Source organism: Streptomyces sp. Ag109_G2-15 (assembly GCF_900215565.1).
Lineage (GTDB): Bacteria > Actinomycetota > Actinomycetes > Streptomycetales > Streptomycetaceae > Streptomyces > Streptomyces diastatochromogenes.
Map to the genome: position 1 here is coordinate 4,654,377 of NZ_OCNI01000001.1, position 25,625 is coordinate 4,680,001.

Annotated in this window: 22 protein-coding genes; 16 read left to right on the forward strand and 6 right to left on the reverse strand. The window is 72.0% G+C overall.

Going from position 1 to position 25,625, the window contains the following annotated elements:
• The first annotated feature begins 41 nt into the window (after positions 1-41).
• The 3 genes from CRP49_RS20840 to CRP49_RS20850 are packed head-to-tail and all read left to right on the forward strand — an operon-like array spanning position 42 to position 2,320.
• Positions 42-395, forward strand: coding sequence for a histidine triad nucleotide-binding protein (locus tag CRP49_RS20840; protein ID WP_097254732.1), 354 nt, complete (start codon positions 42-44; stop codon positions 393-395).
• A 6-nt stretch (positions 396-401) separates the two neighbouring features.
• Entirely contained in the window at positions 402-1,307 is a 906-nt protein-coding gene (locus CRP49_RS20845) for a ribonuclease Z (RefSeq protein WP_097254733.1), read from the forward strand.
• Between the two features lie 20 nt (positions 1,308-1,327).
• On the forward strand, positions 1,328-2,320 hold the full coding sequence (locus tag CRP49_RS20850; RefSeq protein WP_179851696.1) for an adenosine deaminase: 993 nt from the start codon (positions 1,328-1,330) through the stop codon (positions 2,318-2,320).
• Here CRP49_RS20850 and CRP49_RS20855 read toward each other — a convergent pair.
• On the reverse strand, positions 2,284-3,546 hold the full coding sequence (locus CRP49_RS20855) for an MFS transporter (protein WP_097254734.1): 1,263 nt from the start codon (positions 3,544-3,546) through the stop codon (positions 2,284-2,286). The genes CRP49_RS20850 and CRP49_RS20855 overlap by 37 nt on opposite strands.
• Before the next feature lie 238 nt (positions 3,547-3,784).
• Here CRP49_RS20855 and CRP49_RS20860 point away from each other — a divergent pair, with 238 nt between their 5' ends.
• From CRP49_RS20860 to CRP49_RS20915, 12 genes are all read left to right on the forward strand, one after another.
• Positions 3,785-4,681: a 5-dehydro-4-deoxyglucarate dehydratase gene (locus CRP49_RS20860; RefSeq protein ID WP_257033681.1), complete on the forward strand. Its 897-nt coding sequence runs from the start codon at positions 3,785-3,787 to the stop codon at positions 4,679-4,681.
• Positions 4,678-5,967: a glucarate dehydratase family protein gene (locus CRP49_RS20865; RefSeq protein WP_097254735.1), complete on the forward strand. Its 1,290-nt coding sequence runs from the start codon at positions 4,678-4,680 to the stop codon at positions 5,965-5,967. Before CRP49_RS20860 ends, CRP49_RS20865 begins: the two co-directional genes overlap by 4 nt.
• 62 nt (positions 5,968-6,029) lie before the next feature.
• Positions 6,030-7,172: a carbohydrate kinase family protein gene (locus CRP49_RS20870; RefSeq protein ID WP_097254736.1), complete on the forward strand. Its 1,143-nt coding sequence runs from the start codon at positions 6,030-6,032 to the stop codon at positions 7,170-7,172.
• Positions 7,173-7,353: 181 nt separating this feature from the next.
• The gene (locus CRP49_RS20875; protein ID WP_097254737.1) at positions 7,354-8,433 is read left to right on the forward strand and encodes a PhoH family protein; all 1,080 of its coding nucleotides are present in this window, start codon (positions 7,354-7,356) and stop codon (positions 8,431-8,433) included.
• A 12-nt stretch (positions 8,434-8,445) separates the two neighbouring features.
• The gene (gene ybeY / locus CRP49_RS20880) at positions 8,446-8,943 is read left to right on the forward strand and encodes an rRNA maturation RNase YbeY (protein ID WP_094221115.1); all 498 of its coding nucleotides are present in this window, start codon (positions 8,446-8,448) and stop codon (positions 8,941-8,943) included.
• 9 nt (positions 8,944-8,952) lie between these two features.
• Positions 8,953-10,251, forward strand: coding sequence for a hemolysin family protein (locus tag CRP49_RS20885; RefSeq protein ID WP_097254738.1), 1,299 nt, complete (start codon positions 8,953-8,955; stop codon positions 10,249-10,251).
• Positions 10,248-10,607, forward strand: coding sequence for an MmcQ/YjbR family DNA-binding protein (locus CRP49_RS20890; RefSeq protein ID WP_097254739.1), 360 nt, complete (start codon positions 10,248-10,250; stop codon positions 10,605-10,607). The genes CRP49_RS20885 and CRP49_RS20890 overlap by 4 nt, the downstream gene beginning before the upstream one ends.
• 128 nt (positions 10,608-10,735) lie before the next feature.
• Positions 10,736-11,674 carry a S66 peptidase family protein gene (locus CRP49_RS20895; protein ID WP_257033683.1) on the forward strand — a complete coding sequence of 313 codons (939 nt, stop codon included), beginning with the start codon at positions 10,736-10,738 and terminating at the stop codon, positions 11,672-11,674.
• A 38-nt stretch (positions 11,675-11,712) separates the two neighbouring features.
• Positions 11,713-12,075: a cytidine deaminase gene (locus tag CRP49_RS20900; protein ID WP_097254741.1), complete on the forward strand. Its 363-nt coding sequence runs from the start codon at positions 11,713-11,715 to the stop codon at positions 12,073-12,075.
• A gap of 185 nt (positions 12,076-12,260) precedes the next feature.
• Positions 12,261-12,737 carry a hypothetical protein gene (locus CRP49_RS20905; RefSeq protein WP_097254742.1) on the forward strand — a complete coding sequence of 159 codons (477 nt, stop codon included), beginning with the start codon at positions 12,261-12,263 and terminating at the stop codon, positions 12,735-12,737.
• Between the two features lie 173 nt (positions 12,738-12,910).
• Complete coding sequence (locus CRP49_RS20910) at positions 12,911-14,239, forward strand: beta-xylosidase (RefSeq protein ID WP_097254743.1); 1,329 nt, start codon at positions 12,911-12,913, stop codon at positions 14,237-14,239.
• Between the two features lie 95 nt (positions 14,240-14,334).
• The gene (locus tag CRP49_RS20915; protein WP_097254744.1) at positions 14,335-15,354 is read left to right on the forward strand and encodes a WxL protein peptidoglycan domain-containing protein; all 1,020 of its coding nucleotides are present in this window, start codon (positions 14,335-14,337) and stop codon (positions 15,352-15,354) included.
• Here the strand turns inward: CRP49_RS20915 and CRP49_RS20920 are convergent.
• Together CRP49_RS20920 and CRP49_RS20925 are read right to left on the reverse strand one after the other, a co-directional pair.
• A complete protein-coding gene (locus CRP49_RS20920; protein WP_097254745.1) occupies positions 15,248-15,586 on the reverse strand; it encodes a P-II family nitrogen regulator in 339 nt (112 codons plus the stop codon). The genes CRP49_RS20915 and CRP49_RS20920 overlap by 107 nt on opposite strands.
• Positions 15,583-16,893, reverse strand: coding sequence for an ammonium transporter (locus tag CRP49_RS20925; RefSeq protein ID WP_097254746.1), 1,311 nt, complete (start codon positions 16,891-16,893; stop codon positions 15,583-15,585). The genes CRP49_RS20920 and CRP49_RS20925 overlap by 4 nt, the downstream gene beginning before the upstream one ends.
• A 174-nt stretch (positions 16,894-17,067) precedes the next feature.
• Here CRP49_RS20925 and era point away from each other — a divergent pair, with 174 nt between their 5' ends.
• The gene (era, locus tag CRP49_RS20930) at positions 17,068-18,021 is read left to right on the forward strand and encodes a GTPase Era (protein ID WP_097257466.1); all 954 of its coding nucleotides are present in this window, start codon (positions 17,068-17,070) and stop codon (positions 18,019-18,021) included.
• Between the two features lie 36 nt (positions 18,022-18,057).
• On the opposite strand, the gene CRP49_RS20935 is transcribed toward era, so the two are convergent.
• From CRP49_RS20935 to CRP49_RS20945, 3 genes are read right to left on the reverse strand one after another with little or no spacing between them, the layout of a single operon-like run.
• Positions 18,058-19,014 (reverse strand): hypothetical protein, encoded by a 957-nt coding sequence (locus tag CRP49_RS20935; RefSeq protein ID WP_097254747.1) that lies wholly within the window; start codon positions 19,012-19,014, stop codon positions 18,058-18,060.
• Positions 19,007-24,157 (reverse strand): tetratricopeptide repeat protein, encoded by a 5,151-nt coding sequence (locus CRP49_RS48850; protein WP_097254748.1) that lies wholly within the window; start codon positions 24,155-24,157, stop codon positions 19,007-19,009. Before CRP49_RS48850 ends, CRP49_RS20935 begins: the two co-directional genes overlap by 8 nt.
• Positions 24,145-25,590, reverse strand: a complete 1,446-nt coding sequence (locus CRP49_RS20945; protein WP_257033455.1) for a triacylglycerol lipase — start codon at positions 25,588-25,590, stop codon at positions 24,145-24,147. Before CRP49_RS20945 ends, CRP49_RS48850 begins: the two co-directional genes overlap by 13 nt.
• Positions 25,591-25,625: the final 35 nt, after the last annotated feature.

Below are 25,625 nucleotides of genomic sequence, written 5' to 3' on the forward strand. Positions count from 1 at the left end.
TGCCCCCGTAACTGATCACAGGCGAAAGCGAGCGCAGCGCTATGGCAGGAGAGCCGCAGGACGACTGCCTGTTCTGCAAGATCGTCGGGGGTCACATCCCGGCGACGATCGTCCGTGAGACGGAGACGACCGTCGCCTTCCGGGACATCAACCCCCAGGCGCCCACGCACGTCCTGGTGATCCCCAGGGTGCACTACAAGAACGCGGCCGAACTCGCCGCCGCGGAACCGGGCATCGCCGCCGACATACTGCGCGAGGCCCAGGTCGTCGCCGACGAGGACAAGCTGGAGAGCTACCGCATCGTCTTCAACACCGGCGGCGGCGCCGGCCAGACCGTGTGGCACGCCCACGCGCATGTGCTCGGCGGCCGTGGCATGGAATGGCCCCCCGGATAAGTCGCCATGTCCGTACGTGAATTGGTGGTCCTCGGCACCGCCAGCCAGGTCCCGACCCGGCACCGCAACCACAACGGCTACCTGCTGCGCTGGGACGGCGAGGGCATCCTGTTCGACCCCGGCGAGGGCACACAGCGGCAGATGCTGCGCGCCGGGGTCGCCGCCCACGACCTGAACCGGATCTGCGTCACGCACTTCCACGGGGACCACTCCCTGGGCCTGGCGGGAGTCATCCAGCGGATCAACCTCGACAAGGTGCCGCACCCGATCACCGCCCACTACCCGCGCTCCGGCCAGCGCTTCTTCAACCGGCTGCGGTACGCGACCGCGTACCGGGAGACCGTCCAGCTCACCGAGGCACCGGTCGACGCCGACGGCGACCTCGCCGCGACCGGGTCGTACACCCTGCAGGCCAGGAAGCTGTCCCATCCCGTCGAGTCGTACGGCTACCGGATCGTCGAGCCCGACGGGCGCCGCATGCTGCCCGAGCGGCTCGCCGCGCACGGGATCAAGGGGCCGGACGTCGGGCGGATCCAGCGCGAGGGCGTCCTCGGGGGCGTGCGGCTCGACGACGTCAGCGAGGTGCGGCGCGGGCAGCGGTTCGCGTTCGTCATGGACACGCGCCTGTGCGACGCGGTGCACGCGCTCGCCGAGGGCTGCGACATGCTCGTCATCGAGTCCACCTTCCTGGACGAGGACGAGGAACTAGCCGTCGATTTCGGGCACTTGACGGCCGGTCAGGCGGCTCGGGTCGCGCGGGACGCCGGCGTACGGCACCTCGTGCTCACCCACTTCAGCCAGCGCTACTCCGACCCCGAGGAGTTCGAGCGGCAGGCGCGGGACGCCGGGTTCGAGGGGGAGCTGACCGTGGCGCACGATCTGCTGCGAGTGCCGGTCCCGAAGCGCAGCTGAAGCACGATTACGATGCTTTGATGCCCCTCCCCAAAGCAGAACTGCACCTCCACATCGAAGGCACCCTGGAGCCCGAGCTGGCCTTCGAGCTGGCCGCCCGCAACGGCGTCGAGCTGCCCTACGCCGACACCGACGAGCTGCGCAAGGCGTACCAGTTCGAGGATCTCCAGTCCTTCCTGAACCTGTACTACGAGCTGATGGCCGTCCTGCGTACCGAGCAGGACTTCGCGGACCTCGCCGACGCCTACCTCGCCCGCGCCGCCGCGCAGGGCGTGCGGCACGCGGAGATCTTCTTCGACCCGCAGGCGCACATCGCCCGGGGCCTGACCATGGGCACGGTCGTGGAGGGGCTGTGGCGGGCGCTCGGCAGCAGCGAGCAGAACCACGGCGTCTCCACGAAGCTCATCCTGTGCTTCCTGCGCGACGAGTCCGCCGACTCGGCGCTGGAGACCCTGGAGGCGGTCAGGCCCTACCTGGACCGGATCACCGGCATCGGCCTCGACTCGGCCGAGGTCGGGCACCCGCCGGTGAAGTTCCGGGAGGTGTACGAGGCCGCCGCCGCGCTCGGGCTGCGCCGCGTGGCGCACGCCGGCGAGGAGGGGCCGCCCGCGTACATCACCGAGGCCCTGGACGTCCTCGGCGTCGAGCGCATCGACCACGGCCTGCGCTGCATGGAGGACCCGGAGCTGGTCGAGCGGCTGGTCCGGGAGCGCGTCCCGTTGACCCTGTGCCCGCTGTCCAACGTCCGGCTGCGGGCGGTGGACGTCCTCGCGGACCATCCCCTTCCGGCCATGCTCGACGCCGGTCTGCTGTGCACGGTCAACTCCGACGACCCGGCCTACTTCGGCGGGTACGTCGCCGACAACTACCACGCCGTGCGCGACGCCCTCGGTCTGACCAGGGAGCAGATGCGCGAGCTCGCCCGCAACTCCTTCCGCGCCTCCTTCCTGGAGGACGACGAGGAGCGGCGGGCCCGTTACCTGGCCGAGGTCGAGGCGTACGAGTTCGGGTAGGCGGTGTCGTACGCGGGCTGGGCAGGCACGGCCGGGGTGTCCACCCGGATCTCCACCACGGAGACCGTTTGCCTGCCCGCCCGCAGCGCCACCACCGTCAGCGGCACCGCCACCCCCAGCAGTCCCACCGCCAGCATCTCGCCCATGACCGGGAAGCCCGCCCACGCCGCCAGCGCGCTGCCGGTCAGCGGTCCCGCCGCCGTGCCCAGGGACGACGCCGAGCCGACGAACACCGCCCAGCGGCCGCGCGGGTCGAGGGAGGCGGCGAGGCCGATGACGTACGACAGCACGACCGGATAGAGCAGGTTCCAGGCGATCTCGCCCCCGGCGAAGGACGGCAGGTCCGTCGCCGACGCGCTGAGCGCGATACAGCCCGCGATGAGCGCCGTACCCAGGCCGATCGGCACCGCCCGGCCCAGCCGCGGCCCGAGCGCGCCCGCGCCCACGACCCCGACCAGCCCGGCGCCGAGCGCGACCGCGAACACCGCGCCGACGGTGACCTCGGTGAGGTGCGCCTGGTCGAGGCCGATGCGGCCGCTGACGCCCCACAGGGAGTTCTGCACCAGGGACCAGCAGGGCATGGCGGCGGCCAGCAGCAGACCGGCGCGGAGGTGGGGGAGCCGGCCGCGCTGGATGGGGGTCCCCCCGCGCGAGCGTGTTCGAGCGTGGGGGAGGGTGCGGGCCGGGGCCGTACGGCCGGACAGGCGGCCGGTGAGCGGCCAGACCGCGAGGGCGGTCAGGGCGATGGCGGCGAGCGGCTGCCCGTGGCCGGGGCCGAGGTGCGGGATCGTCAGGTAGAGGGCGCCCGCGAGGGCGGAGACGCCGAGCAGCCCGAAGGTGGTGACCCGGTGGGGATCGCGCTGCGCGGCGATGCCGCCGACGGCGACCGCCGTGACCGTACCGGACCCGAACCCGCCGACCAGCGCGCCCGCGACGACGGCCGGTACGACCCCGGTGAGCGCGGCCCCGCCGTAGCCGAGGAAGGCGAGCGCGAGCCCGAGCCGGGCGAGGGTGCGGGCGCCGATCCGCTCGACCCGGGAGGCCAGCAGGAACCCCGCCGCCGCCGAACTCAGCAGCAGCGCACTGCCGATGGCCCCGGCCTGGGTGGCGGAGAGCGGTAGCCCGGTGTCGAGCCGGCCGACCGTGGTCGGCAGCAGGTAGGGGGCGAGATACCCGGCCGTGAAAAGGGCGACGAGGGGCCAGGGCATGGTGCGGGGGGCGGACACGGGCGTTCCCAGGGCGTGCGAAAGGAGCGGCTCAGCGAGCAAGTTGTATCAAGCACGTGGTGGGAGAAGAAGGTCGGTGGGGGTGATCCGGGTCACTGTTGCGTTTGGGGTCGGTGGGCGCGGGTAGGAGCGGGCCGCTAAGCTGTGTTCGCATATATGGACGGCATTCAGAAGGGGAGATGGTCAGGTGGGCGGCGACACAACTCCGCAGAACGTGACGCGGCGACTGCGGGAGGGCATGGCGCACGGCGTGCTGTCCTTCCCGCTCACCGCCTTCCACGACGACGGCTCCCTCGACCCCGACGGCCTGCGCGCCCATGTCGCCGCGCGGCTCGCCGCCGGGCCCGGGGCCGTCTTCCCGGCCTGCGGCACCGGCGAGTTCTTCTCGCTGGACGAGGAGGAGTACCGGCAGGTCGTCACCGTCGCCGTCGAGGAGGCGGCCGGCCGGGTGCCGGTGGTGGCCGGGACCGGGTACGGCTGGGCGCAGGCCGCCCGGTTCGCGCGGATCGCCGAGGAGGCCGGCGCCGACGCCCTGCTCGTGCTGCCGCACTACCTCGTCGCCGCCCCGCAGGAGGGCCTCGCCGCCCAGCTGGAGCAGCTCGCCGCCCGCACCCGGCTGCCGATCGTCGCCTACCAGCGCGGCCAGGTCGCCTATACGGTGGCCTCGTTGCGGCGCATCGCGCGCATCCCGAACGTCATCGGCCTCAAGGACGGCCACAGTGACCTCGACCGCCTCCAGCGCCTCACCCTCGCCGCCCCCGAGGACTTCCTGTTCTTCAACGGCGCCGCCACCGCCGAGATCCAGGCCCGCGCCTACGCCACCGTCGGCGTCCCCGCCTACTCCTCCGCCGTGCACGCCTTCGCCCCCGAGATCGCGGACGCCTTCTTCGCCGCGCTGCAGAGCGGCGACCACGGCACGACCGAGAAGCTGCTGCGCGACTTCTACGTCCCCTTCGTCGAACTCCGCGACCGCGCACCCGGATACGCGGTGTCCCTGGTGAAGGCGGCGGCCCGGCTGCGCGGTGAACGCGTCGGCCCCGTCCGCGCCCCGCTCACCGACCCCTCGCCCGCCGACCTCGCCGACCTGAAGGCCCTCCTCACCGCCGGACTCGACCTCGTAGGAGCCTCCCTGTGACCCGTGACCTGACCATCGCCGAGGTGCGGCTGACGCCGATCCTGGTCGCCGACGCGCCGCTGCTCAACACCCAGGGCGTGCACCAGCCGTACACGCCCCGGCTGATCGTGGAGGTCGTCACGGCCGACGGGATCACCGGGCTCGGCGAGACCTACGGCGACACCAAGTACCTGGAGCTGGCCCGCCCCCTCGCCGAGCGCCTCCCCGGACGCTCGGTCATGGATGTGAACGGGCTGTTCTCCCTGGACCTCGCCGTGGACGAGGACCGGATCAGGGGCGCCGTGGACGCCGGCGGTCTGCGGGGCGTGCAGAGCGCCGACAAGCTGCGGCTGTCCGTGCTCTCCGCCTTCGAGGTGGCCTGCCTGGACGCCCAGGGCCGGGCGCTCGGGCTGCCCGTGCACGCACTGCTCGGCGGCAGGGTGCGGGACACGGTCGAGTACAGCGCCTATCTCTTCTACAAGTGGGCCGGCCACCCCGAGGGCGTCCCCGCCGAGCCGGACGACTGGGGCGCCGCCCTGGACCCGGCCGGAGTCGTCGCCCAGGCACGGGAGTTCAAGGAGCGGTACGGGTTCACCTCCTTCAAGCTCAAGGGCGGCGTCTTCCCGCCCGAGGAGGAGATCGCGGCCGTACGGGCCCTCGCCGAGGCCTTCCCCGGACACCCGCTGCGGCTCGACCCCAACGGCGCCTGGTCCGTCGAGACCTCGCTGAAGGTGGCCAAGGAACTCGGGGACGTCCTGGAGTACCTGGAGGACCCGACGCTGGGCACCCCGGCGATGGCCGAGGTGTCCGCGGGGACGGACGTCCCGCTCGCCACCAACATGTGCGTGACCACCTTCGGCGAGATCAAGGAGGCGTTCACCGAGGACGCCGTCCAAGTGGTGCTCTCCGACCACCACTACTGGGGCGGACTGCGCAACACCCAGCGCCTCGCCGCGATCTGCGCCGCCTTCGGCGTCGGGGTCTCCATGCACTCGAACACTCACCTCGGCGTCAGCCTCGCCGCCATGACCCAGGTGGCGTCCACGGTCCCCAACCTCCACCACGCCTGTGACTCCCACTACCCGTGGCAGTCCGAGGACGTCCTCACCGAACGGCTCGCCTTCACCGACGGCAGGGTCGCCGTATCCGACGCTCCAGGCCTCGGCGTCGAACTGGACCGGGACGAGCTGGCCCGGCTGCACCGGCGGTGGGCCGAGGACGACGGCACGATGCGCGAGCGGGACGACGCGGCGGCGATGCGGGTGGCCGAGCCGGAATGGCGGACACCGGTGATGCCCCGCTGGTAGCCGCGCCCCAGGTGAGATCTGGTGCACACTGGCCAGATCCGTATCACCTCAGGGAGCGCACCGTGACCCCGTCCCACACGATCGCCGGAGAGGAACCGGAACACCTCACGCGGGCAGCGCCCTGCCGGGCCCAGATCGACCCGCTGGCCGCCCTGCGCGCACCCGACGATCCGCCCTGGGACGTCTACCTCACGGGCACGGTCTTCCTCGACATCATCTTCACCGGCCTGGACTCGGCGCCCGTGCGCGGCACCGAGTCCTGGGCCCGGGGGATGGGCTCCAGCCCGGGCGGGGTCGCCAACATGGCCGCCGCGCTCGCCCGCCTCGGTCTGAAGACGTCCCTCGCCGCGGCCTTCGGGGACGACCACTACGGGGAGTACTGCTGGGACGCGCTGGCACAGGGCGAGGGCATCGACCTCACCCTCTCGCGGACGGTGCCCGGCTGGCACTCGCCGGTGACCGTCTCCATGGCCTACGAGGGCGAGCGGACCATGGTGTCCCACGGCCATGAGCCGCCGCCGGACGAGCCGGCGCCGGATGTCCCGCCCCGCGCGCGTGCGGCCGTCGCCTCGCTAACCCCCGGCACGCGGGCACCCTGGATCGCCCAGGCCGCCCGTGCGGGCACCCGGATCTTCGCGGACGTCGGCTGGGACGACACCGGGGCCTGGGACCTGGCGGGCCTCGCCGACCTCGCCCACTGCGAGGCGTTCCTGCCCAACGCGCAGGAGGCGATGCGGTACACCGGCTCGGACTGCCCGCGGGCGGCTGCGCACGCGCTGACCGAGCATGTGCCGGTGGCGGTGGTGACGCTCGGGGCGGAGGGGGCGTACGCGGTGGACCGGCGTACGGGGGAGACGGCCGAGGTGCCCGCGATCGCGGTGGAGGCGCTGGATCCGACCGGGGCGGGGGATGTGTTCGTGGCCGGGTTCGTGACCGGGACGCTGGCCGGGTGGTCGCTTGCCGACCGGCTTGCCTTCGCGGGGCTTACGGCGGCTCTGTCCGTGCAGGAGTTCGGGGGGTCGCTCTCGGCTCCTGGGTGGTCGGAGATCGGGGCCTGGTGGCGGAGGGTGCAGTCCCTTCCGGGGCAGGAGCCGATGGCCTTGCGGAGGTTCGCGTTTCTTGAGGGGCTGGTGCCGGAGGAACTGGACCGGCCGTGGCCCCTGCGGCGGGCGGTGCCGACCATTGGGTTCCGTCGGTTCAGCTGACGTACCAGGGGGCTCCGCCCCTGGACCCCCGTTTCCCACCCACGTGAAGCTGTCGGCTGAATAGTCGCCCCCTGAAAAGCCCTACGGTCTTGTCAGTCCACCGTCGTACCCTGGAATCGCGAGGCCGCCCTCAGCTATGCGGCCGTGACGAGGAGGAACCGCAGGCCTACAGCGCCGGCCCATGACTCAGACACCCACAGCTCACACCCCCGCGCGGGAGCAGGCACGAGCGCAGCTCACCGTCCCCGCCCAGCACCCCATGGTGACCGTGCTGGGTTCCGGTGACTCCCTTCTGCGCGTGATCGAGAAGGCCTTCCCGGCAGCCGACATACATGTCCGGGGCAATGAGATCAGCGCGGTCGGCGACCCTGCGGACGTCGCCCTCATTTCGCGCGTGTTCGACGAGATGATGCTGGTGCTCCGCACCGGGCAGCCGATGACGGAGGACGCAGTGGAACGCTCGATCGCCATGCTCAAGGCGAGCGAGAACGGGACGAGCGACGGACCGGAGACCCCGGCCCAGGTACTGACGCAGAACATCCTGTCCTCGCGTGGACGCACCATCCGCCCCAAGACCCTCAACCAGAAGCGGTACGTCGACGCGATCGACAAGCACACGATCGTCTTCGGCATCGGCCCCGCCGGTACCGGCAAGACCTATCTGGCCATGGCCAAGGCCGTGCAGGCCCTGCAGTCCAAGCAGGTCAACCGGATCATCCTGACCCGTCCCGCGGTCGAGGCCGGCGAGCGCCTCGGCTTCCTGCCGGGCACGCTCTACGAGAAGATCGACCCCTACCTGCGCCCGCTGTACGACGCGCTGCACGACATGCTCGACCCGGACTCGATCCCGCGGCTGATGGCAGCGGGCACGATCGAGGTCGCGCCGCTCGCGTACATGCGCGGTCGCACGCTCAACGACGCCTTCATCATTCTCGACGAGGCCCAGAACACGAGCCCTGAACAGATGAAGATGTTCCTCACCCGCCTCGGCTTCGACTCGAAGATCGTGATCACCGGTGACGTGACGCAGGTCGACCTGCCGAACGGCACCAAGAGCGGTCTGCGGCAGGTGCAGGAGATCCTGGAGGGCGTCGAGGACGTCCACTTCTCCCGGTTGTCGTCCCACGATGTCGTACGGCACAAGCTGGTGGGCCGTATCGTCGACGCGTACGAGATGTACGACAGCAAGCACGGCACCGAGAACGGCGCCCACAAGGGCGGCCATGGCAGGCCCGGTGCCAAGGGCTCCAAGGGGAAGTAGACCAGCACGACCATGTCGATCGACGTCAACAACGAGTCCGGCACCGAGGTAGACGAGCAGGCGATCCTCGACATCGCCCGCTACGCGCTCGCGCGGATGCGCATCCACCCGCTCTCCGAGCTCTCGGTGATCGTCGTGGACGCCGACGCCATGGAGCAGTTGCACATCCAGTGGATGGACCTGCCGGGTCCGACCGATGTCATGTCGTTCCCGATGGACGAGCTGCGGCCGCCGTCGAAGGACGACGAGGAGCCGCCGCAGGGCCTGCTCGGTGACATCGTGCTGTGCCCGGAGGTCGCGACCAAGCAGGGTGCGGAAGCGCCGACGCAGCACTCCATGGACGAGGAGCTGCAGTTGCTCACCGTCCATGGAGTGCTGCACCTGCTCGGGTACGACCACGAGGAGCCCGACGAGAAGGCGGAGATGTTCGGGCTCCAGGCCGCCATCGTGGACGGGTGGCGGGCCGAGCGGGGGCTGACCGGCCCGTCGCCGGCGCCGACGGTGTCGTAAGCGCACCCCATGAGTCTTCAGATCGTCATCGGCGCCATCGCCCTCGTCGTCGTCGCCTGGCTCGCCGCCTGCGCGGAGGCGGGCATCGCGCGCGTCTCCAGCTTCCGCGCCGAGGAGGCCGTCCGCACCGGGCGGCGCGGCAGCGCCAAGCTGGCCCAGGTCGCCGCCGATCCCACCCGCTATCTGAACGTGGCCCTGCTGGTCCGCGTCGCCTGCGAGATGGCGGCCGCGGCCCTGGTGACGTACGCCTGCCTGCAGGAGTTCGCGGCCACCTGGCAGGCCCTGCTGGTCGCCATCGGCGTGATGGTCCTGGTGTCGTACGTCGCCGTCGGCGTCTCCCCGCGCACCATCGGCCGCCAGCACCCGCTGAACACGGCGACGGCGGCGGCGTACGTGCTGCTGCCCCTCGCCCGGATCATGGGCCCGATCCCGTCGCTCCTGATCCTCATCGGCAACGCGCTCACCCCCGGAAAGGGCTTCCGCCGCGGCCCGTTCGCCTCCGAGGCGGAGCTGCGCGCGCTGGTCGACCTCGCCGAGAAGGAGTCGCTGATCGAGGACGAGGAGCGCCGCATGGTGCACTCGGTCTTCGAGCTGGGCGACACCCTCGTGCGGGAGGTCATGGTCCCGCGCACCGACCTGGTGGTGATCGAGCGCTACAAGACCATCCGCCAGGCCCTCACCCTCGCCCTGCGCTCCGGCTTCTCGCGGATCCCGGTCACCGGTGAGAGCGAGGACGACATCGTCGGGATCGTGTACCTGAAGGACCTGGTCCGCAAGACGCACATCAGCCGCGACGCCGAGAACGACCTGGTGTCCACGGCCATGCGCCCGGCGGTCTTCGTCCCGGACACCAAGAACGCCGGCGACCTGCTGCGTGAGATGCAGAAGGACCGCAACCACGTCGCCGTCGTCATCGACGAGTACGGCGGCACCGCCGGGATCGTCACCATCGAGGACATCCTCGAGGAGATCGTCGGCGAGATCACCGACGAGTACGACCGCGAACTCCCGCCCGTCGAGGACCTCGGCGACGACCGCTACCGGGTCACCGCGCGCCTCGACATCACCGACCTCGGCGAGCTGTACGGCCTGGAGGAGTACGACGACGAGGACGTGGAGACGGTCGGCGGACTGCTCGCCAAGGCGCTCGGCCGCGTGCCCATCGCCGGCGCCTCGGCCGAGGTCGAACTGCCCGACGAGCGCAGGCTGCGGCTGACGGCGGAGGCGGCGGCCGGCCGCCGGAACAAGATCGTCACGGTCCTGGTGGAGCCGGCCGGCGGGCCGGCCCGGGAGGAGAAGCCCGAGTGACCCCCAAGGAGCTGCGCGCCTTCTGCCTGTCCTTCAACGCGGCGGTGGAGGACTTCCCGTTCAGCCCGGAGATCTCGGTCTTCAAGGTGCTGGGCAAGGTGTTCGCGCTGACCTGGCTGGACGCACGGCCCCTGACGGTCAACCTCAAGTGCGACCCGGAGGACGCGGTCCGGCTGCGGAGTGAGCACGAGGGGCTGGTCATCCCCGGTTACCACATGAACAAGCGGCACTGGAACACGGTGACGGTGGACGGCGGCCTCCCGGACCGCCTGGTCCGCGAGCTGATCGAGGACTCGTACGACCTCGTCGTCGCGGGCCTGCCGAGGGCGGAGCGACTCCGGCTGGACCGGGCGTAAAACCCTTTGCCGGGGCCGGTTGACCCCGTGTCAGAATCCGGCGCATGGCTTCTGTGCGATATCCGCGCCCACTGCGCCCCGGTGACCGTATCGGTGTGACCTCCCCGTCCAGCGGGGTGGCCGAGAAGATGCTCGGGCGCCTCGACGTGGCGATACGCGACCTGGAGGCGCGCGGGTACGAGGTGGTCGTCGGCCGGTGCATGGACGGCACCGGACACATCAGCGCCCCGGCCGCCGAGCGCGCCGCCGAACTGACCGAGATGCTGACCGATCCGGAGATCCGGGCCGTGGTGCCGCCGTGGGGCGGAGAGACCGCGATCGACCTGCTGCCGCTGCTCGACTTCGAGAAGATCGGGCGGGCCGAGCCGACGTGGGTGGCCGGCTGGTCCGACATGTCGACCCTGATCACGCCCCTCACCCTGCTCACCGGCGTCGCGACCGTGCACGGCAACAACCTGATGGACACGCCCTACCGGACGCCCGAGGGCCTGCTGTCCTGGCTCGACATCGTGGCGGCGCCGCAGGGCGGGCCGCTCTCCCAGACCCCGCCCGGCCGCCACCGGTCCGGCGGCTGGGACGACTACGTCCAGTACCCCGGGATCCGCGACCTCACCCTGGACGCCGAGGGCACCTGGACCCGGCTCGACGGCACCGGTGACGTGGACGTCGAGGGCCGGCTCATCGGCGGCTGCATCGAGACCCTCACCAACCTCGCCGGGACGCCGTACCTGAACACCTCGTCCTTCGCGGGCGACGAGGGGCTGCTGGTCTACGTCGAGGCCGCCGAGGACAACGCGTTCACCATCTGCCGCAATCTGCACGGCATGCGCCTCAACGGGTTCTTCGACCGGGCGACCGCCGTCCTCGTGGGCCGCACCCACGCCCCCGACGGCCGCACGCTCACCCAGCACGAGGCCGTCCTCGACGCCCTCGGCTCCCTGGGCGTACCGATCGTCGCGGACGTCGAGTGCGGCCACGTGGCGCCCTACCTTCCCCTGGTGAACGGCGCCCGTGCCCGCGTGCTGCACACGGCCGCGCGGAGCGGGATCGTTCAGACCCTGGACTGACCTCGGCGCCGGTCCGGCCCGGTCCGTATGCTCGGGGCATGACCGACAGCAACGCGCTCGACCCCGAGGACCGCAAGATCGTCACCCTGGCCCGTTCCGCCCGGGCCCGCAACGGTGTGCCCGAGGGGGCGGCCGTACGGGACGAGACCGGGCGTACGTATGTCGCCGGGTCGGTGCAGCTCGCGTCGCTGAAGCTGAGTGCCCTGCAGACCGCCGTCGCCATGGCCGTGGCTTCCGGGGCGAAGTCGCTGGAGGCGGCGGCGGTGGTGAGCGAGGCGGAGGGGGTCGCCGCCGAGGACCGGGCCGCCGTGGCCGACCTGGGCGGTGCCGAGACGCCGGTGCTGCTCGCCGGGCCGGACGGGGCCGTGAAGCTGACGGTCCCGGCGGGCGCCGCGGAGTAGTCCGGATTTCATCCTTGCCGTCGCCTGCCTCTCGCGCATCAATGGAGCCGTAAGTTCCGACGATCCGTCAGATCCGCACCGCCGCCGCAGCGTGCCCGCATCCACCTGCTCAGGCCTGCCGTTCGTCGGCGCACCTTCCGACCATCCCCACATGGCATCCCCACAGGGAAGGGAAGCGGATCCCCATGAGAGGCAAGCGCACAGCAACAGGTGCGGCGCTGGTTGCCGGGGCCCTCGCGGTCACCGGACTCGCCTTCGCGCCCACCGCGGCCGCCGTCACTCCCCAGACGGCGACCATCAACGCGAGCTGCGGCATCTTCGGCGGTGGCGCGGCCACGCTCACCGCCACCCAGAGCGGCACCTCGGCCACCATCACGCTCACCTCCTCCGCGGTCAAGGCGCCGGTCGCGGTGGCGAAGGACTCCATCACCTCCAAGCTCACCCTGGTCAAGGCGAGCGGCGGCACCACCGTCTTCACCGGCACGAAGAACCCGGCCATGGCCGCCGGCGACCCGGTCACGGCCGGCCCGCTCACCGGCACCGTGGCCTCCGGCGACAGCCTGGAGGCGTACGGCGGCTCGCTGAAGATGACGATCTTCGGGGTCAACGTCACCTGTACGGCGACGGCCAAGCAGTCGCCCGGACCGTTCGTCTTCGACTGACTGAACTGAGCGATCTGTTCCGGTTCTTGCCGGATCTCCCGGGGATGCCGCAGAAACTGATGATCCGTCAGTTTTCTGCGGCATCTCCATTGACTTCTCACGCGGGCTCCACATCAATGCCCCCTGTCGGCGCAGATGAGCCGCTGCGCCCGCAACCCTCAGGAGGGGCCCCCATGGGTTCGACACCCCTAAGATCCCGACGGTGGCGCTGGGCGTCACTGTTCGGGGCGACCGCTCTCGCGGTCACCGCGGGCGGCGCGCTGGCCGGTCCGGCCGGTGCCGCCGGTACGAACGTGGACTTCGCCACGCACTGCATCCCGCCCGCCGTCGCGGGCATTCCGCCGATCGACGGCACCACCACCGCGAGTGTCTCGGTGGACAACGCCAGCCCGAAGGTCGGCGACACGGTCACCGTGACCTACACCGTGGTCACGGCCGCCGCCAGCAACCCCACCGACCTGGCCCTGCCGGCCGACATCATGACCCCGACCGGCAAGGTCACCCTCGGCGGTGCCCAGACCGGTGCCGTCACCGTCGCCGGACCGAAGAAGAACCCGCCGGTGCCGGGGAAGGCCGCGTTCCCGTCCTTCTCCATGACCGGGACGTTCACCGTGACCAAGGCCGGCCAGATCACCCTCTCGCCGGGCGACTACAACATCCACACCAGCTACATCCTCGAGCTGGACACCCCGTGCACGGTCACCAACCCGCCCGCCCCGGTGTCGCAGACCGTCACCGCGACCGACGGGACCCCGGCCAACACCCGTGCCATCTCGCTGGGTTCGGCCTCCGGTGACCCGGGTGCCGGCGTCACGGTCAGCGGCAGCAACTTCACGCCGGGCGCCACCGTCACCCTGGCCGGGCGGGCCGGGGCCACCCAGACCGCGGACACCGCCACCGTGACCGCCAACGCCCAGGGCTCCTTCAGTGGTTCCCTCGTCGTCAACGACAAGACGACGACCGGGATCGTGGCCTACGAGGGCGGCTCCTGGAACGCGGACAAGGGCGCGGGCCCCGCGGCCTACGTCGTCAACGACAACACGCCCGTCCCGGCCGGCAGCCAGAAGCTGACCACCACGGTCAAGGCGGGCACCCTGTCCATGTCCCAGGCCGGGGACGCCGTCGCGCTGTCGTCGGTCGACTTCGGCAAGGGCGGGGCCTCCACCGGAGCGCTGCAGACGGTGACCGTCAAGGACTTCCGCGGCGGGCCCGCGGGCTGGTCCCTGACCGGCAAGGTCACCGACTTCACCGGTCCCGGCGCCAAGATCGACGCGAGCAGGCTGAGCTGGACCCCCGCCTGTGTGACCAAGGCGGGCAGCCCCAGCACCTGCAAGGCCGGTTCCACGGGCGCGGTGGGCACCTCGGGAGCGACCCTCGCGTCGACCCCGGCCGCCACGCTCACCGGCGGTGAGTTCACCGTCGACGCCGGACTCTCCCTGGACGTACCGGCGTTCACGCCTCCGGGCTCCTACTCCGGCGTCCTGACCCTCACCCTGACCTGACCCGCACTCCGACACCGGTGGCCGGGCGCCCTGCCGCACCACGGGGCCGCACCCGCCCGACCGCCACGACCCGAGCCCATGGGGGGTCCGCACCCATGCGCAAGCCGTACGTCCTCCTCCTGAGCCTGATCGGCCTGTTCCTCGGGCTGACGGCCGTCCCCGCGCGGGCCGCCGACAACGGCAGCTGGTCCGTCTACCCGGTCGCTTCCAAGGTCGCCGCGCGCCCCTACTTCTACCTCTCGGCCGACCCCGGGCAGACCCTCACCGACAAGGTCGCCGTCGCCAACAAGACCGGCAAGCCGCTCACCTTCCGGCTCTACGCGGCCGACGCCTACAACACCGCCCGCGACGGCGGGTTCGCCGTACGGACCCTGAAGGAACGGATGCGCGGGGTGGGCGCGTGGGCCAGGCCCGCCAGGTCACGGATCACCGTCCCCGGACACAAGACCGTCACCGTGCCCTTCACCCTGCGCGTCCCCCAGGGCGCCGAACCGGGCGACCACCCGGGCGCGATCGTCGCGCTCGACGAGCGGGTCGACCCCGGCAGCGGCAAGCTGGCGCTCGGTGTGCAGCGGGCCGTCGGCGCCCGTGTCTACCTCCGGGTCGGCGGGCCCACGCTGACCGGGATCTCCGTCGAGCAGGTGCATCTCAGCCATCACCAGCCGCTCGTCCCCGGCTTCGGCGACAGCACGGCGACCATCGGCTACACCCTGCGCAACACCGGGAACGTCACCCTCGACCCCAAGGTGGAGCTGAAGGCGCGCGGGCTGTTCGGCCGTACGCTGCTCGACCGCGCCCTGAAGGGGATCCCGTCCGAGCTGCTGCCGGGACAGAGCGTGCGGCTCACCGAGACCTGGCACGGCGCACCCCAGCTCGACTGGGGCGACATCACCCTGACCGCGAGCGCGCAGGACACCCGCCAGTCGGCGAGTGCCTCCTTCTTCGCGCTGCCGTGGCTGCTTGTCGGGCTGGTGTTCGTCGCGGGCGTGGTGACGGGTGTGCTGCTGGTCAGAGCGCGTCGGGGCCGCGCTCGCCGGTCCGCACCCGTACGACGGTCTCCACGGGCAGCGCCCACACCTTCCCGTCCCCGATCTTCCCCGTCTGCGCGGCGCTGACGATCGCGTCGATCACGTCCTCGGAGATCGCGTCCTCGACGACGACCTCGATCCGGACCTTCGGCACCAGGTCGACCTGGTACTCGGCCCCCCGGTACACCTCGGTGTGGCCGCGCTGGCGGCCGTAGCCGCTCGCCTCGGTCACGGTCAGACCGTGCACACCCAGCTCCTGCAGGGCGGTCTTGACCGCGTCCAGGCGGTACGGCTTGACGATCGCGGTGATGAGCTTCATGCCTGGCTCTTGACCTTCTGGGCGGTGGGGACGACGGAGGAGGAGACCGGGGCACCGTGCCCCAGGACCCCGTGATCGTAAGCCGTCTCGGCGTGCACCGTAAGGTCCAGGCCGGTGTGCTCCTGCTCCTCGCTCGCCCGCAGGCCCATCGCCCGGTCGATCAGCTTGCCGAGGCCGTACGTCACCGTGAAGGCGTACCCCGCGACGACCACGACGGCCAGCAGCTGCTTGCCGAGCGGGGCGAGCCCGCCGCCGTAGAACAGGCCCTCGACGCCGCCGGTCATCGCCTTCTCGGCGAACAGGCCGATGAGGAGGGTGCCGATGACGCCGCCGACCAGGTGGACGCCGACGACGTCCAGCGAGTCGTCGAAGTTCAGCCTGAACTTCCAGCTCACCGCGTAGGAGCAGACGACGCCGGCGGCCAGGCCCACGACCAGCGCGCCGAGCAGGGAGACCGTGCCGCAGGAGGGCGTGATCGCGACCAGGCCGGCCACCGCGCCGGAGGCGGCGCCCAGCGTGGTCGGGTGGCCGTCGCGCCGCTGCTCGACGAAGAGCCAGCCGAGCAGGCCGGTGCAGCCGGCGGCCAGGGTGTTGAGGAAGGCGGCCGCGGCGAGGCCGTTCGCGCCGAGCGCGGAGCCCGCGTTGAAGCCGAACCAGCCGAACCAGAGCAGGCCGGCGCCGAGGACCACCATGGGCAGGTTGTGCGGACGCATGGCGTCCTTCTTGAAGCCGAGGCGCGGCCCGATGACCAGGCACAGGGCCAGCCCGGACGCACCCGAGGTGATCTCGACGGGCAGACCGCCCGCGAAGTCGAGGGCGCCGAGTCCGTCGAGGATCCAGCCGCCCGGGCCCCACACCCAGTGGGTGACCGGAACGTATACGAGGAGGGTCCACACCGGGACGAGGACCAGCCACGCCGAGAACTTCGTCCGGTCCGCGACCGCGCCGCTGATCAGGGCGGCCGTGATGATCGCGAAGGTGAGCTGGAAGGTGGCGAAGAGGAGGGTGGGGACGGTGCCGTGGACGCTGTCCGGGCCGAGGCCGCTCATGCCCGCGTGCTCCAGCCCCCCGATCAGCCCGCCGCCGACGTCGTCGCCGAAGGCCAGCGAGTAACCGACCGCCAGCCACACCACCGTCACCAGGGCGATCGACACGAAGCTCATCATCAGCATGTTGAGGACGCTCTTCGTGCGGACCATGCCGCCGTAGAACAGGGCCAGACCCGGGGTCATCAGCAGGACGAGGGCGGTGGCCGCGAGCAGCCAGGCGGTGTCGCCGGTGTTCACGTGCGTGGCGGCGAGGGTCACGGGCGTCTCCAACGGTGTGCGGGCTCGTCAGAGGGTCACCGGTGTGAGTTTCCGGTTGCGTACGGGTGTGTTTCCGTGACGTTTCGTTGCGTGGGGGTTTCCGAAAGCTCACGTGTGGACGGGGTGTGCCCCACCGGTACGGGACGGCTTTGTGGATCAGGGACAATGGTCGCCATGAGCGTTCGTACCCCGTCATCCGAAGAGCCGGCCGAGACCGCCCACCGCGCCGGCTTCGCCTGCTTCGTGGGCCGTCCCAACGCGGGCAAGTCCACCCTCACGAACGCTCTGGTCGGGCAGAAGGTGGCGATCACCGCCAACCAGCCGCAGACGACGCGGCACACGGTGCGCGGCATCGTGCACCGGCCCGACGCCCAGCTGATCCTGGTCGACACCCCGGGGCTCCACAAACCGCGCACCCTGCTCGGTGAGCGGCTCAACGACGTCGTACGGACGACGTGGGCCGAGGTCGACGTGATCGGCTTCTGCCTTCCGGCGAACGAGAAGCTCGGCCCGGGCGACCGGTTCATCGCCAAGGAACTGGCCGGGATCCGGAAGACCCCGAAGGTCGCCATCGTCACCAAGACCGACCTGGTCGACTCCAAGACCCTCGCCGAGCAGCTGATCGCGATCGACCAGCTGGGCAAGGAGCTGGGCTTCGAGTGGGCGGAGATCGTGCCGGTGTCGGCGGTCGGCGACAAGCAGGTGGGCCTGCTGGCCGACCTGATCGTCCCGCTGCTGCCCGAGGGCCCGGCCCTCTACCCCGAGGGTGACCTCACGGACGAGCCCGAGCAGGTCATGATCGCGGAGCTGATCCGCGAGGCGGCCCTGGAAGGCGTCCGCGACGAACTGCCGCACTCCATCGCGGTGGTCGTGGAGGAGATGCTCCCGCGCGAGGACCGCCCCGCGGACCGTCCCCTCCTGGACATCCACGCCAACGTCTACATCGAACGCCCCAGCCAGAAGGGCATCATCATCGGCCCCAAGGGCAAGCGCTTGAAGGAGGTCGGCATCAAGTCCCGCAAGCACATCGAGGCACTGCTCGGTACGCCGGTCTTCCTCGACCTCCACGTGAAGGTGGCGAAGGACTGGCAGCGGGACCCGAAGCAACTTCGCAGGCTGGGCTTCTGATTTCTCCGCCCACCAGCAGGCTTGGGTTCGGACCGGTCAGACCGGGCGGGGCGACGGTCCCGTCAGCTGGCCGGTGGCTGTGAGGGCCAGGCGGGAGAACAGGGTGCCCGAGAAGCCGAACAACAGGGCCATGGCCAGGGCCAGGGGGCGGGCCGGTGCGGCCCAGGAGTTCTCCAGGAAGACCTGACCCAGGAGGTTCAGGTCCGGGTCGGCGAGCATACGCACGAGCAGCAGCCCGCCTACCGCGGCGAGGGCTCCGCCGACCGGGGCGAGCACCAGGACGCCCCAGGAGGACGGGCGTTGGGAGCGCAGGACGCCGATGACGGGGGAGAGGAAGCCGCCCAGCGCTCCGAGAAGCATCGTGGCCCGGTGGTCCAGCACCGAGCCGATCAACAGGATCGACCCCAGGCCGGTCATCGCCAGCCACAGTGCGATGCGCTGCTGTTCGTAGTCCCGTTCCGACGCGGTGTCCTCCAGGTCGTGGACGCGCTGCGCGGCGGTGAGCAGCAGCGCGCGGGCCTCGGGTGCCTGCGGGTCGGCGGCGGAGTCGGTGGCGAGTCTCGCGGCCAGTTCGCCGTCGGCGGGGTCGGAGGAAGCGGCCAGACGGAGCAGGAACCACTGGCGTTGCGCGTGGAACTCCGCGGCACTCTCGACGGACAGCAGCCGGCGTTCCGCGCTGTGCAGGACCCGCCAGGCGGCGGCGAGCTTCGACAGGGGTATCGCCAGCACGCCGAAGCGGGGGCTGAGCCGCCACACCACGGTGCCCGCCAGGTCCAGGTCCTGAAGGCGGGTCAGCACGGCGCTGACGGTGGCCCCTTCCGCTGACCCCTCGGGACAGCCGGCGGCGAGTACCCCGGCTCTGGCCCGGCAGTCGCGCAGCCGGGCCTGCAGCAGACGGTAGCGCGGGGCGGCGATCAGGCCCCGGTTGGTGATGTGGACGACGAGCAGGTAGCAGGCGCACACCAGCACGAGTCCCGTACGACCGTCACGCACCTGACGTTCCCTCCCGTTCGCCGCTGCTCGTCCGGTCCTGGTCCGCGCCGTCCCGTGCCCGGTCCGGCTCCGTGCCCTGCCCGGGCTCCGGGGTCAGCACCGCTTGGAGCAGTGCGCCGAGTGCCACGGCCTCGTCCGGGTGGGCGGTGAGGAGTGCGGCCACTTCGGTGGCGGCCCGGTGGCGGTCGGCCGGGGTGGGGGCCTGCTGCTCGGGGATGCGGGACAGGACGTCCAGTGGGGCCGGGGCGCCGGAGAGGACCTGCGCCGTGAGCCAGTGCACCGTGCCGGACCAGCCGGCGAAGAAGATGTTGGCCTCCAGGGTCGCCAGCCACTCCAGTGCCCTCGCGTCAGCGGTGTCCAGGGCCTTGGAGATGCGGTCCTGGAGGGCATGTGGCCTGCGCAGGAGGTCGTAGGCGGGTTCGATGCCGTCCAGGGCGGCCAGTCCCAGGATCGCGCGGTGGTACCCGGCCACGTGGGCCGTCACCGAGGCCAGGGCCGCCATCTCGGCCAGGATCTGATCGGCCTCCGGGGTGAGGAGTTCCGCGGCATGGGCGGTCAGGTATGCGGCGGAGGCGGCCCAGTAGTCGGTCGAGCCGGTCGTCGCGTCGCCGCCGGTGAACCACCCGGCGACGGTCGTCCACAGCAACAGGGGCCGGTAGACGGTGTCCACCGGGGTGCCGGCCACGATGCGCTCCAGACGTTCCGCGCGTTCGTCGGCCGCCGGGTTCATCAGGGTCCATTCCCGTACGGCCCGTACGCACTCCTCCGTGAGCAGTTCGGGGTGGGCGAGCAGGAAGGCGCGGGACTCGGCGGGTGTCGGCGTAGTCAGCCACGACTCCGTCAACCGCAGTGCCGCCTCGCTCACGTTCAGCCAGTCCGGTGCCGCGTTGTTCTCCCCGCAGCGACGGGCCACGGCCTCCCGCAGCGGGGGATCGGCCTCCGCGGCGCGGCGCAGCAGGCGGCGGGCCTCGAAGGTGATCTCCGGGTCGAGGTCGTCGTCGGCGCCGGACAGCAGGGGGCACAGCACGTCGACGACAGCCGCGAGGTCGCCGATCCTCAGGCAGTGCGTGGCGAGGCCGCAGGTGAGCACCGAGGCGACATGAGCCTGTCCCCGGAAGGCCTCGATGATCTCCCGGTAGCGCGTGATGGCTTCCTCGGGCCGTCCGGCCGCCTTCAGATGGAGGGCGAGTTTGTTGAGCGCCGAGAGCAGGTCCAGGTGGGTGGCGGGGTCGGCCAAGGCGAGGTCGAGGCGGATCCGGACGACCTCGTCGGCGTGCGCCATGGCCTCTTCCGGTCGACCGGCCTCCGTCAGATCAACAGCCAGGTTGTTGAGTGCGGTGACCAGGTCGGGGAGATGAGCGGCAGGATTGGCCCGGCAGAGGGGGCGGAGGATCCCGAGGCACTCTGCCAGGCACTGCACGGCCGCGTCCGAGCGTCCGGTGCCCGACAGATGCCTGCCGAGGTTGCCCAGCGCCGTGGCGAGGGCCGGGAGATACACGACAGGGCTGGACCGGACCAGCTCGCGGTAGATGCTGACGGCATCCTCCGCCACCGTCACGGCCTCGTCGTACCGTGCGGCTTCCGCCAGTTGGCCGGAGAGTTTGTGCAGGGAGTCCGCCAGACCGGCCCGGTGGACGGCGGGGTTGGTGCGGGCGAGGTCACGGTGGATGGCGACGGCTTCCTCGGCGAGTCGCAGAGCGAGGTCGGGGGAGTCGGGCGGCAGGACGGCGGTGAGGGTGGTGAGAGAGGTCGCCAGTTCAGGGAGATGCGCGCCGGGGTTGGCCGCGACGAGCTGACGACGGATGTGTACGGACTCGGCGGCCGGCGCCACGGCTTCGGCTTCCCGTCCGGCCTCCGCCAGGCGCACGGCGAGCGTACGGAGTGACGAGGCCAGGTCGGGGCCGTGGGCGGAGAGGGATGTCCGGGCCTGCGCGGAGCGGATCCGGACGGACTGCCGGGCCAAAGCCACGGCCTCTTCGTGTCGCCCGACGTCCGCGAGGCGGTCGGCGAACTGGCCGAGCGAGTCCGCGAGGTCGCCCCGGTGGGCGGTGGGGTCGGCCACGGCCAGCTCGTGATGCAGCCTCACCCCCTCTTCGGCGACGGCGAGGGCCTCGTCGTGCCGCCCGTCGGCAGCCAGGTACCTGGCCAGGCGGTCCAGGGCGCTCGCCAAGGCGGGGCGGTGGGCGGCGGGGCTGGTCTCGGAGAGGTCGCGATAGAGGGCCACCGCCTCCTGAGACAGCACCAGCGCCTCCCGGTGCCGCTCGAACCCCGCCAGGTGGGCGGCCAGGTTGCCCAGTGACAGGGCCAGGGCGGGGCGGTGGGCGGCCGGGCTGGTCGCGGCGAGCTCGCGGTAGCAGGCGGTGGCCTCTTCGGCCAGCACCAGGGCCTCCTCGTGTCGCCCGGCGTCCACGAACTGGGTGGCGAGGTTGGACAGGGCCGCGGCCAGCTCGGGGCGGTGCGCCGTCAGATTCTTCCGGGCGAGTTCCCGGTAGAGGTCGGTGCCCTCCTGCAACGCGTCGAGGGCCGCATCGTGCTTGCCCATCCGCGCGCGCCGCAGACCCAGGTTGACGAGGGTCCCGGCCAGCCCCGGACGGTGGACGTCGGGCCCGGTCCGGGACAGCTCGTGGTAGAGGCCGAGGGCCTCTTCGGCCAGGTCCAGTGCCTCGTCGTGGCGTTCGGCCTCCGCCAGCAGGTTGGCCAGGCTGTTCAGGGAGTTCGCCAGATTGGCGCGGTGGGCGGCGGGGCTGTCCGCGGAGAGCTCCCGGCAGATACGCACGGATTCCTGCGCCGCGGCCGTGGCCGCTTCCCGCTGCCCGTTCTCTGCCAGCAGCAGGGAGAGGATGTTCAGCGACGTGGCGAGTCGAGGCCGGAGAGCCGGATTGCCGAGGACGAGTTCGCGGTGGAGGGTGACGGCCTCCACGCCCATGTGCAGGGCCTTCTCTCCCTGCCCCTCCCGGTGGCCCAGGCGCAGCGCGAGCGCCGTCAACGCCACCGCGAGCGGCGGGAGATAGGCCGCCGAGTTCGCCCCGGCCAGCCCCCGCAACGCCTCCACCCCCTCCTCCCCCGCGACCACCGCGTGCTCCGCCAGATGCCCCCGCAGATAGGCGTTCGCGTCCTCGGGTCGCTGCGCGCCCCCGGTCTGACGCAGCGTGAGCGCCACGAGCGCCCGTACGATCGCCAGCTCGCTGGGCGGTCTCTCCCGGTTCCGCCGGGCATCCGCGTCCCGCAGATACGCCACCAGCTCACGGTGGTACAGCCGGTACACCGCCTGCTCCCCGTCGCTGTCCTCGACGATGTACCGGCCGTAGTGCGCCAGCACCCAGTCGATGTCCTCGGGCCCGTACGACGTGCCCTCCCGGCTGACGGCCTCCGCCGCCGCCTGCCACACACCGTGCGCGGGCATGCCGGTGCCGGCGGCCCAGGCGAGGGCGGTCAGCAGGTCGCCCGCCGCGTGGGGCAGGAGGCTACCGTCGCGGTGGCGTACGGCGCCGGCCGCGAGGTCCTGGGCGAGCGCGTCCCCGATGCCGTCCGGGATCCGGTCGCGCCAGGGGCGGTCCGGGTCCGCGGACAGGCCGCGGGCGAGGGCCGAGGCGACGATGCGGGCGAAGAGGAAGCCGCCCCGGCCGCGGGCGGCGCGGCCGGCCAGTTCTGCGGCGATCTCGGCGGCGGTGCCGACGGGCACACCGTCGGCGTCGAGCCGTTTGCGCACGTAGGCCGCGATGTCGTCGGTGGTGTCGGGCTCCTCGTCCAGGTCGACGACCCGGACCGTGGCCCCGGCGGCGCGGGTCAGGGCCGCACCGAGCGTCTCGCCGGACTCGGTGTGCGGCTGGAAGGGCCGGTCCCGGGAGGCCAGCAGGACGGTGCACAGCCGGCTCAGCGGGACCAGGAGCTGCTCGGCGATCGGGCCGGCCTGGTCCGGCGCGGCCTCGTCCAGCCCGTCCAGGACCAGGACGTGTCGGCGGGCCCCCGCATGTTCCAGGCCCTCCAGCTCGGCAATCAGGCCGGCCGGTGTCTCGGGCGCGGGCAGGCCCAGTTTCTGCGCGAGTGCCTCGGCCAGGCCCTGCACGCTCATGCCCCGCAGATGCAGTGCCGCGTCGACGCTGTTCTTCCCGGGGTCGGGTTCGCCGGGGGCGGGGCGCGCGTGGAGGAAGATCTCCCGGCGTTCCTCCGGGTGCGAGAGGGCGGCGATGCGGCCCGCGACGGCGGACTTCCCGCAGCCCGCGCTCCCCATCAGCAGCAGCATGCCTGCCCGGCCCTCGGCGAGCCACTCGGTGATCTCCCCGAGAAGGCGTCTGCGGCCGGTGAAGAACCAGCCCTCCTCCGTCGGGTCGATGCCCCTCGCCGCGAGGACCAGGTGTTCCACCAGCGCCTCACCGGCATGCGGGCGCCACAGCGGGTTGCGGAAGACCGGCTCGGGACGGCCCGCCGAGGCCAGCACGGGCACCTGCCCGTCCTCCGACCAGTCCGCCATGACGGCCAGAGCCAGGGTGTGGCCGCTGACGCCCTTGTTGCGCACGCTCCACTCGTGCCGGTACCGGCCCTCCTGGGTGGGGCCGTGCCGGAGCGTGCGCAGCACGGTCTCCAGCAGCACCCCTCTGCCGCCCTCGGCCTCTTCATCCTCCTGGCAGGCTGCGAGCGCACCCAGCCACGCCCGGCGCGGTGCGGGCAGGGTCTGCTCGGCCATGGTGTTCAGCGCCTCCTGCACGGCGGCGCGCGCGCCGGCCCCGGCATGGCAGGTGTCCAGGAGGACGAGGATCTGGTCGGCACCGCTCTCCAGGGCTCTTCTGGCGAATTCTGCCGCGGTGAGGTACTCGTCCGTGCCCGGCTGGTGCCCTGCCTTGCGGCTGATCAGCCGAAGCTCCCCCCGGCGCATGAGAGCGTGTCCGGACCAGGCGACCACGGCCGGACGGTGTTCCCCCGCCGCGGCCCAGCCGTCGGACCAGGCGCGCAGGCGGGTGCGCAGACCGGCCTGGTCCGGGTTGGCCAGCAGGGTCGGGCGGTAGCCGAACGCCCGCAGCACATCGGCCAGTTCGGTCACCTGCTCCATCGCGCCGTCGAGCGGTGTGAGGCGTGGATCGTCGTAGGCGTCGTACACGACGGCCAGGAACGACCCGTCGCCGCACGTGCTGTTCACCTGTCGCATACGTCGTCCTCGTCGTCGCCGATCAGCGCGAGAGCCGTCACAGTGCCCGACGCCGTGTCCCCCGCCGCGTGCACCGACACGCGGTACGCCCCCGGTTCCAGGCCGGCGAACTGCCCGGCATAGCGGCCGCCGCCGAGATTGCGCAGGGTGCGGCGGTGTGCGATGCCGTCCGGTCCGGTCAGCTCGGCGCGGACGGCGAGTGCGTCCGCCCCGGACCGGTCCTCCACGGCCTGAACCGCCACGGGCAGGGGTTCACCGGCGGGCAACTGCTCCGGGATCCGCACGCTCAGCGGATACGCGGGATCCGCACCGCGGTAGACGCGCGGTGCCGGCGCCAGCAGACCGAACAGGCCCTCCCGTACGCCGGTGTGGGTTTTGAGCGCGCCGTGGGTCGCGAAGGCCTGCCGGGCGGTCTCGCTGTCCAGGGCGACCTCGGCGGGGAACGCGGCGAACTGGGGCACCCGCCCGTCACCGCCCTCGTCCGTGCCCTTGATGGTGTCCCGCAGCCGCAGCCGTTCCCCCTCCAGTGCCGCGGTGGTCGGCGTGGGCTGCCGTACCCCCACCACGGGCAGGCACAGGCGGTCGCTGCCGCCCCGCCGGACCCGTGCCAGGGCGGCGTCGCGGATGTCCTCGTGGAACTTCGCGGCGTCTTCGAGGAGTTCGGGGTCCACTCCGGGCAGACCGCCGGCGACCTCCGGCGGCTTCAGCAGTCCGCGGGGGCCGTCCAGGCAGGCGTAGTCGGGGACGAGCTGGTGCAGGGACGGGAGACTGCGGGCGAAGCCCGTCAGCAGGCCCACCCGTGGCCCTCTCCGGCCGAGGCGGTGGCCGCTCACCAGCGAGTCCAGCGCGCCGATCGACCCCCGGTGCGGGGTGCCCAGGGTGATCAGCCGGCGGGTGACCTCGGCGCCGCCCAGGCACTCGACGTAGTAGCGGCCCACCAGGCCGCCCATGGAGTGGCAGATCAGCCGCACCCTCGCATCGGCTCGCCCGGGGGCCGACGCCTGCCAGCGGCCCAGCGCCTCGTCGATACGGCGGGCCAGGAGCCGGGCGTTGTGGCGGCACGACAGACGCCAGTCGTAGGCGAACTCCACCAGGTTCGCGGCCGGCCGGGGCGTGAAGCCGCCCCGCAGCCAGTCGAGCAGGGTGTCGTAGCCGTCGGTGAGGGGCCAGACCCCGGGTAACGCGTGCAGGGACCGGACCAGGCCCAGCGGTACGACACCGTCTCCGGGGTGGTCGTCGCCGATGTCCTTCGGAAGGGCGAGCTCCCTCACCGAACCGGCGAACGTCCTGACGGCCTGCCAGACCGCACCCGGCGACGGCCCCCACACCTCACGTCCCCCGAGCCCCAGACGGCTGCCCATGATGCCTGGGACGACCACCACCAAGTCCTCGACCGACTCGCGCCGCATCGCGTGATACCCCCCGGATTCCACCGTGCGCACTGTTTAGCAGCGGGGTGATGTCCGAG

Bases quoted from the DNA above. Each gene is read 5' to 3' on its own strand.
- CRP49_RS20840 (WP_097254732.1), top strand. From the start codon at position 42: ATGGCAGGAGAGCCGCAGGACGACTGCCTGTTCTGCAAGATCGTCGGG.
- CRP49_RS20845 (WP_097254733.1), top strand. From the start codon at position 402: ATGTCCGTACGTGAATTGGTGGTCCTCGGCACCGCCAGCCAGGTCCCG.
- CRP49_RS20850 (WP_179851696.1), top strand. From the start codon at position 1,328: ATGCCCCTCCCCAAAGCAGAACTGCACCTCCACATCGAAGGCACCCTG.
- CRP49_RS20860 (WP_257033681.1), top strand. From the start codon at position 3,785: ATGGCGCACGGCGTGCTGTCCTTCCCGCTCACCGCCTTCCACGACGAC.
- CRP49_RS20875 (WP_097254737.1), top strand. From the start codon at position 7,354: ATGACTCAGACACCCACAGCTCACACCCCCGCGCGGGAGCAGGCACGA.
- ybeY (WP_094221115.1), top strand. From the start codon at position 8,446: ATGTCGATCGACGTCAACAACGAGTCCGGCACCGAGGTAGACGAGCAG.
- CRP49_RS20885 (WP_097254738.1), top strand. From the start codon at position 8,953: ATGAGTCTTCAGATCGTCATCGGCGCCATCGCCCTCGTCGTCGTCGCC.
- CRP49_RS20895 (WP_257033683.1), top strand. From the start codon at position 10,736: ATGCTCGGGCGCCTCGACGTGGCGATACGCGACCTGGAGGCGCGCGGG.
- CRP49_RS20900 (WP_097254741.1), top strand. From the start codon at position 11,713: ATGACCGACAGCAACGCGCTCGACCCCGAGGACCGCAAGATCGTCACC.
- CRP49_RS20905 (WP_097254742.1), top strand. From the start codon at position 12,261: ATGAGAGGCAAGCGCACAGCAACAGGTGCGGCGCTGGTTGCCGGGGCC.
- CRP49_RS20910 (WP_097254743.1), top strand. From the start codon at position 12,911: ATGGGTTCGACACCCCTAAGATCCCGACGGTGGCGCTGGGCGTCACTG.
- CRP49_RS20915 (WP_097254744.1), top strand. From the start codon at position 14,335: ATGCGCAAGCCGTACGTCCTCCTCCTGAGCCTGATCGGCCTGTTCCTC.
- CRP49_RS20920 (WP_097254745.1), bottom strand. From the start codon at position 15,586: ATGAAGCTCATCACCGCGATCGTCAAGCCGTACCGCCTGGACGCGGTC.
- era (WP_097257466.1), top strand. From the start codon at position 17,068: ATGAGCGTTCGTACCCCGTCATCCGAAGAGCCGGCCGAGACCGCCCAC.
- CRP49_RS48850 (WP_097254748.1), bottom strand. From the start codon at position 24,157: ATGCGACAGGTGAACAGCACGTGCGGCGACGGGTCGTTCCTGGCCGTC.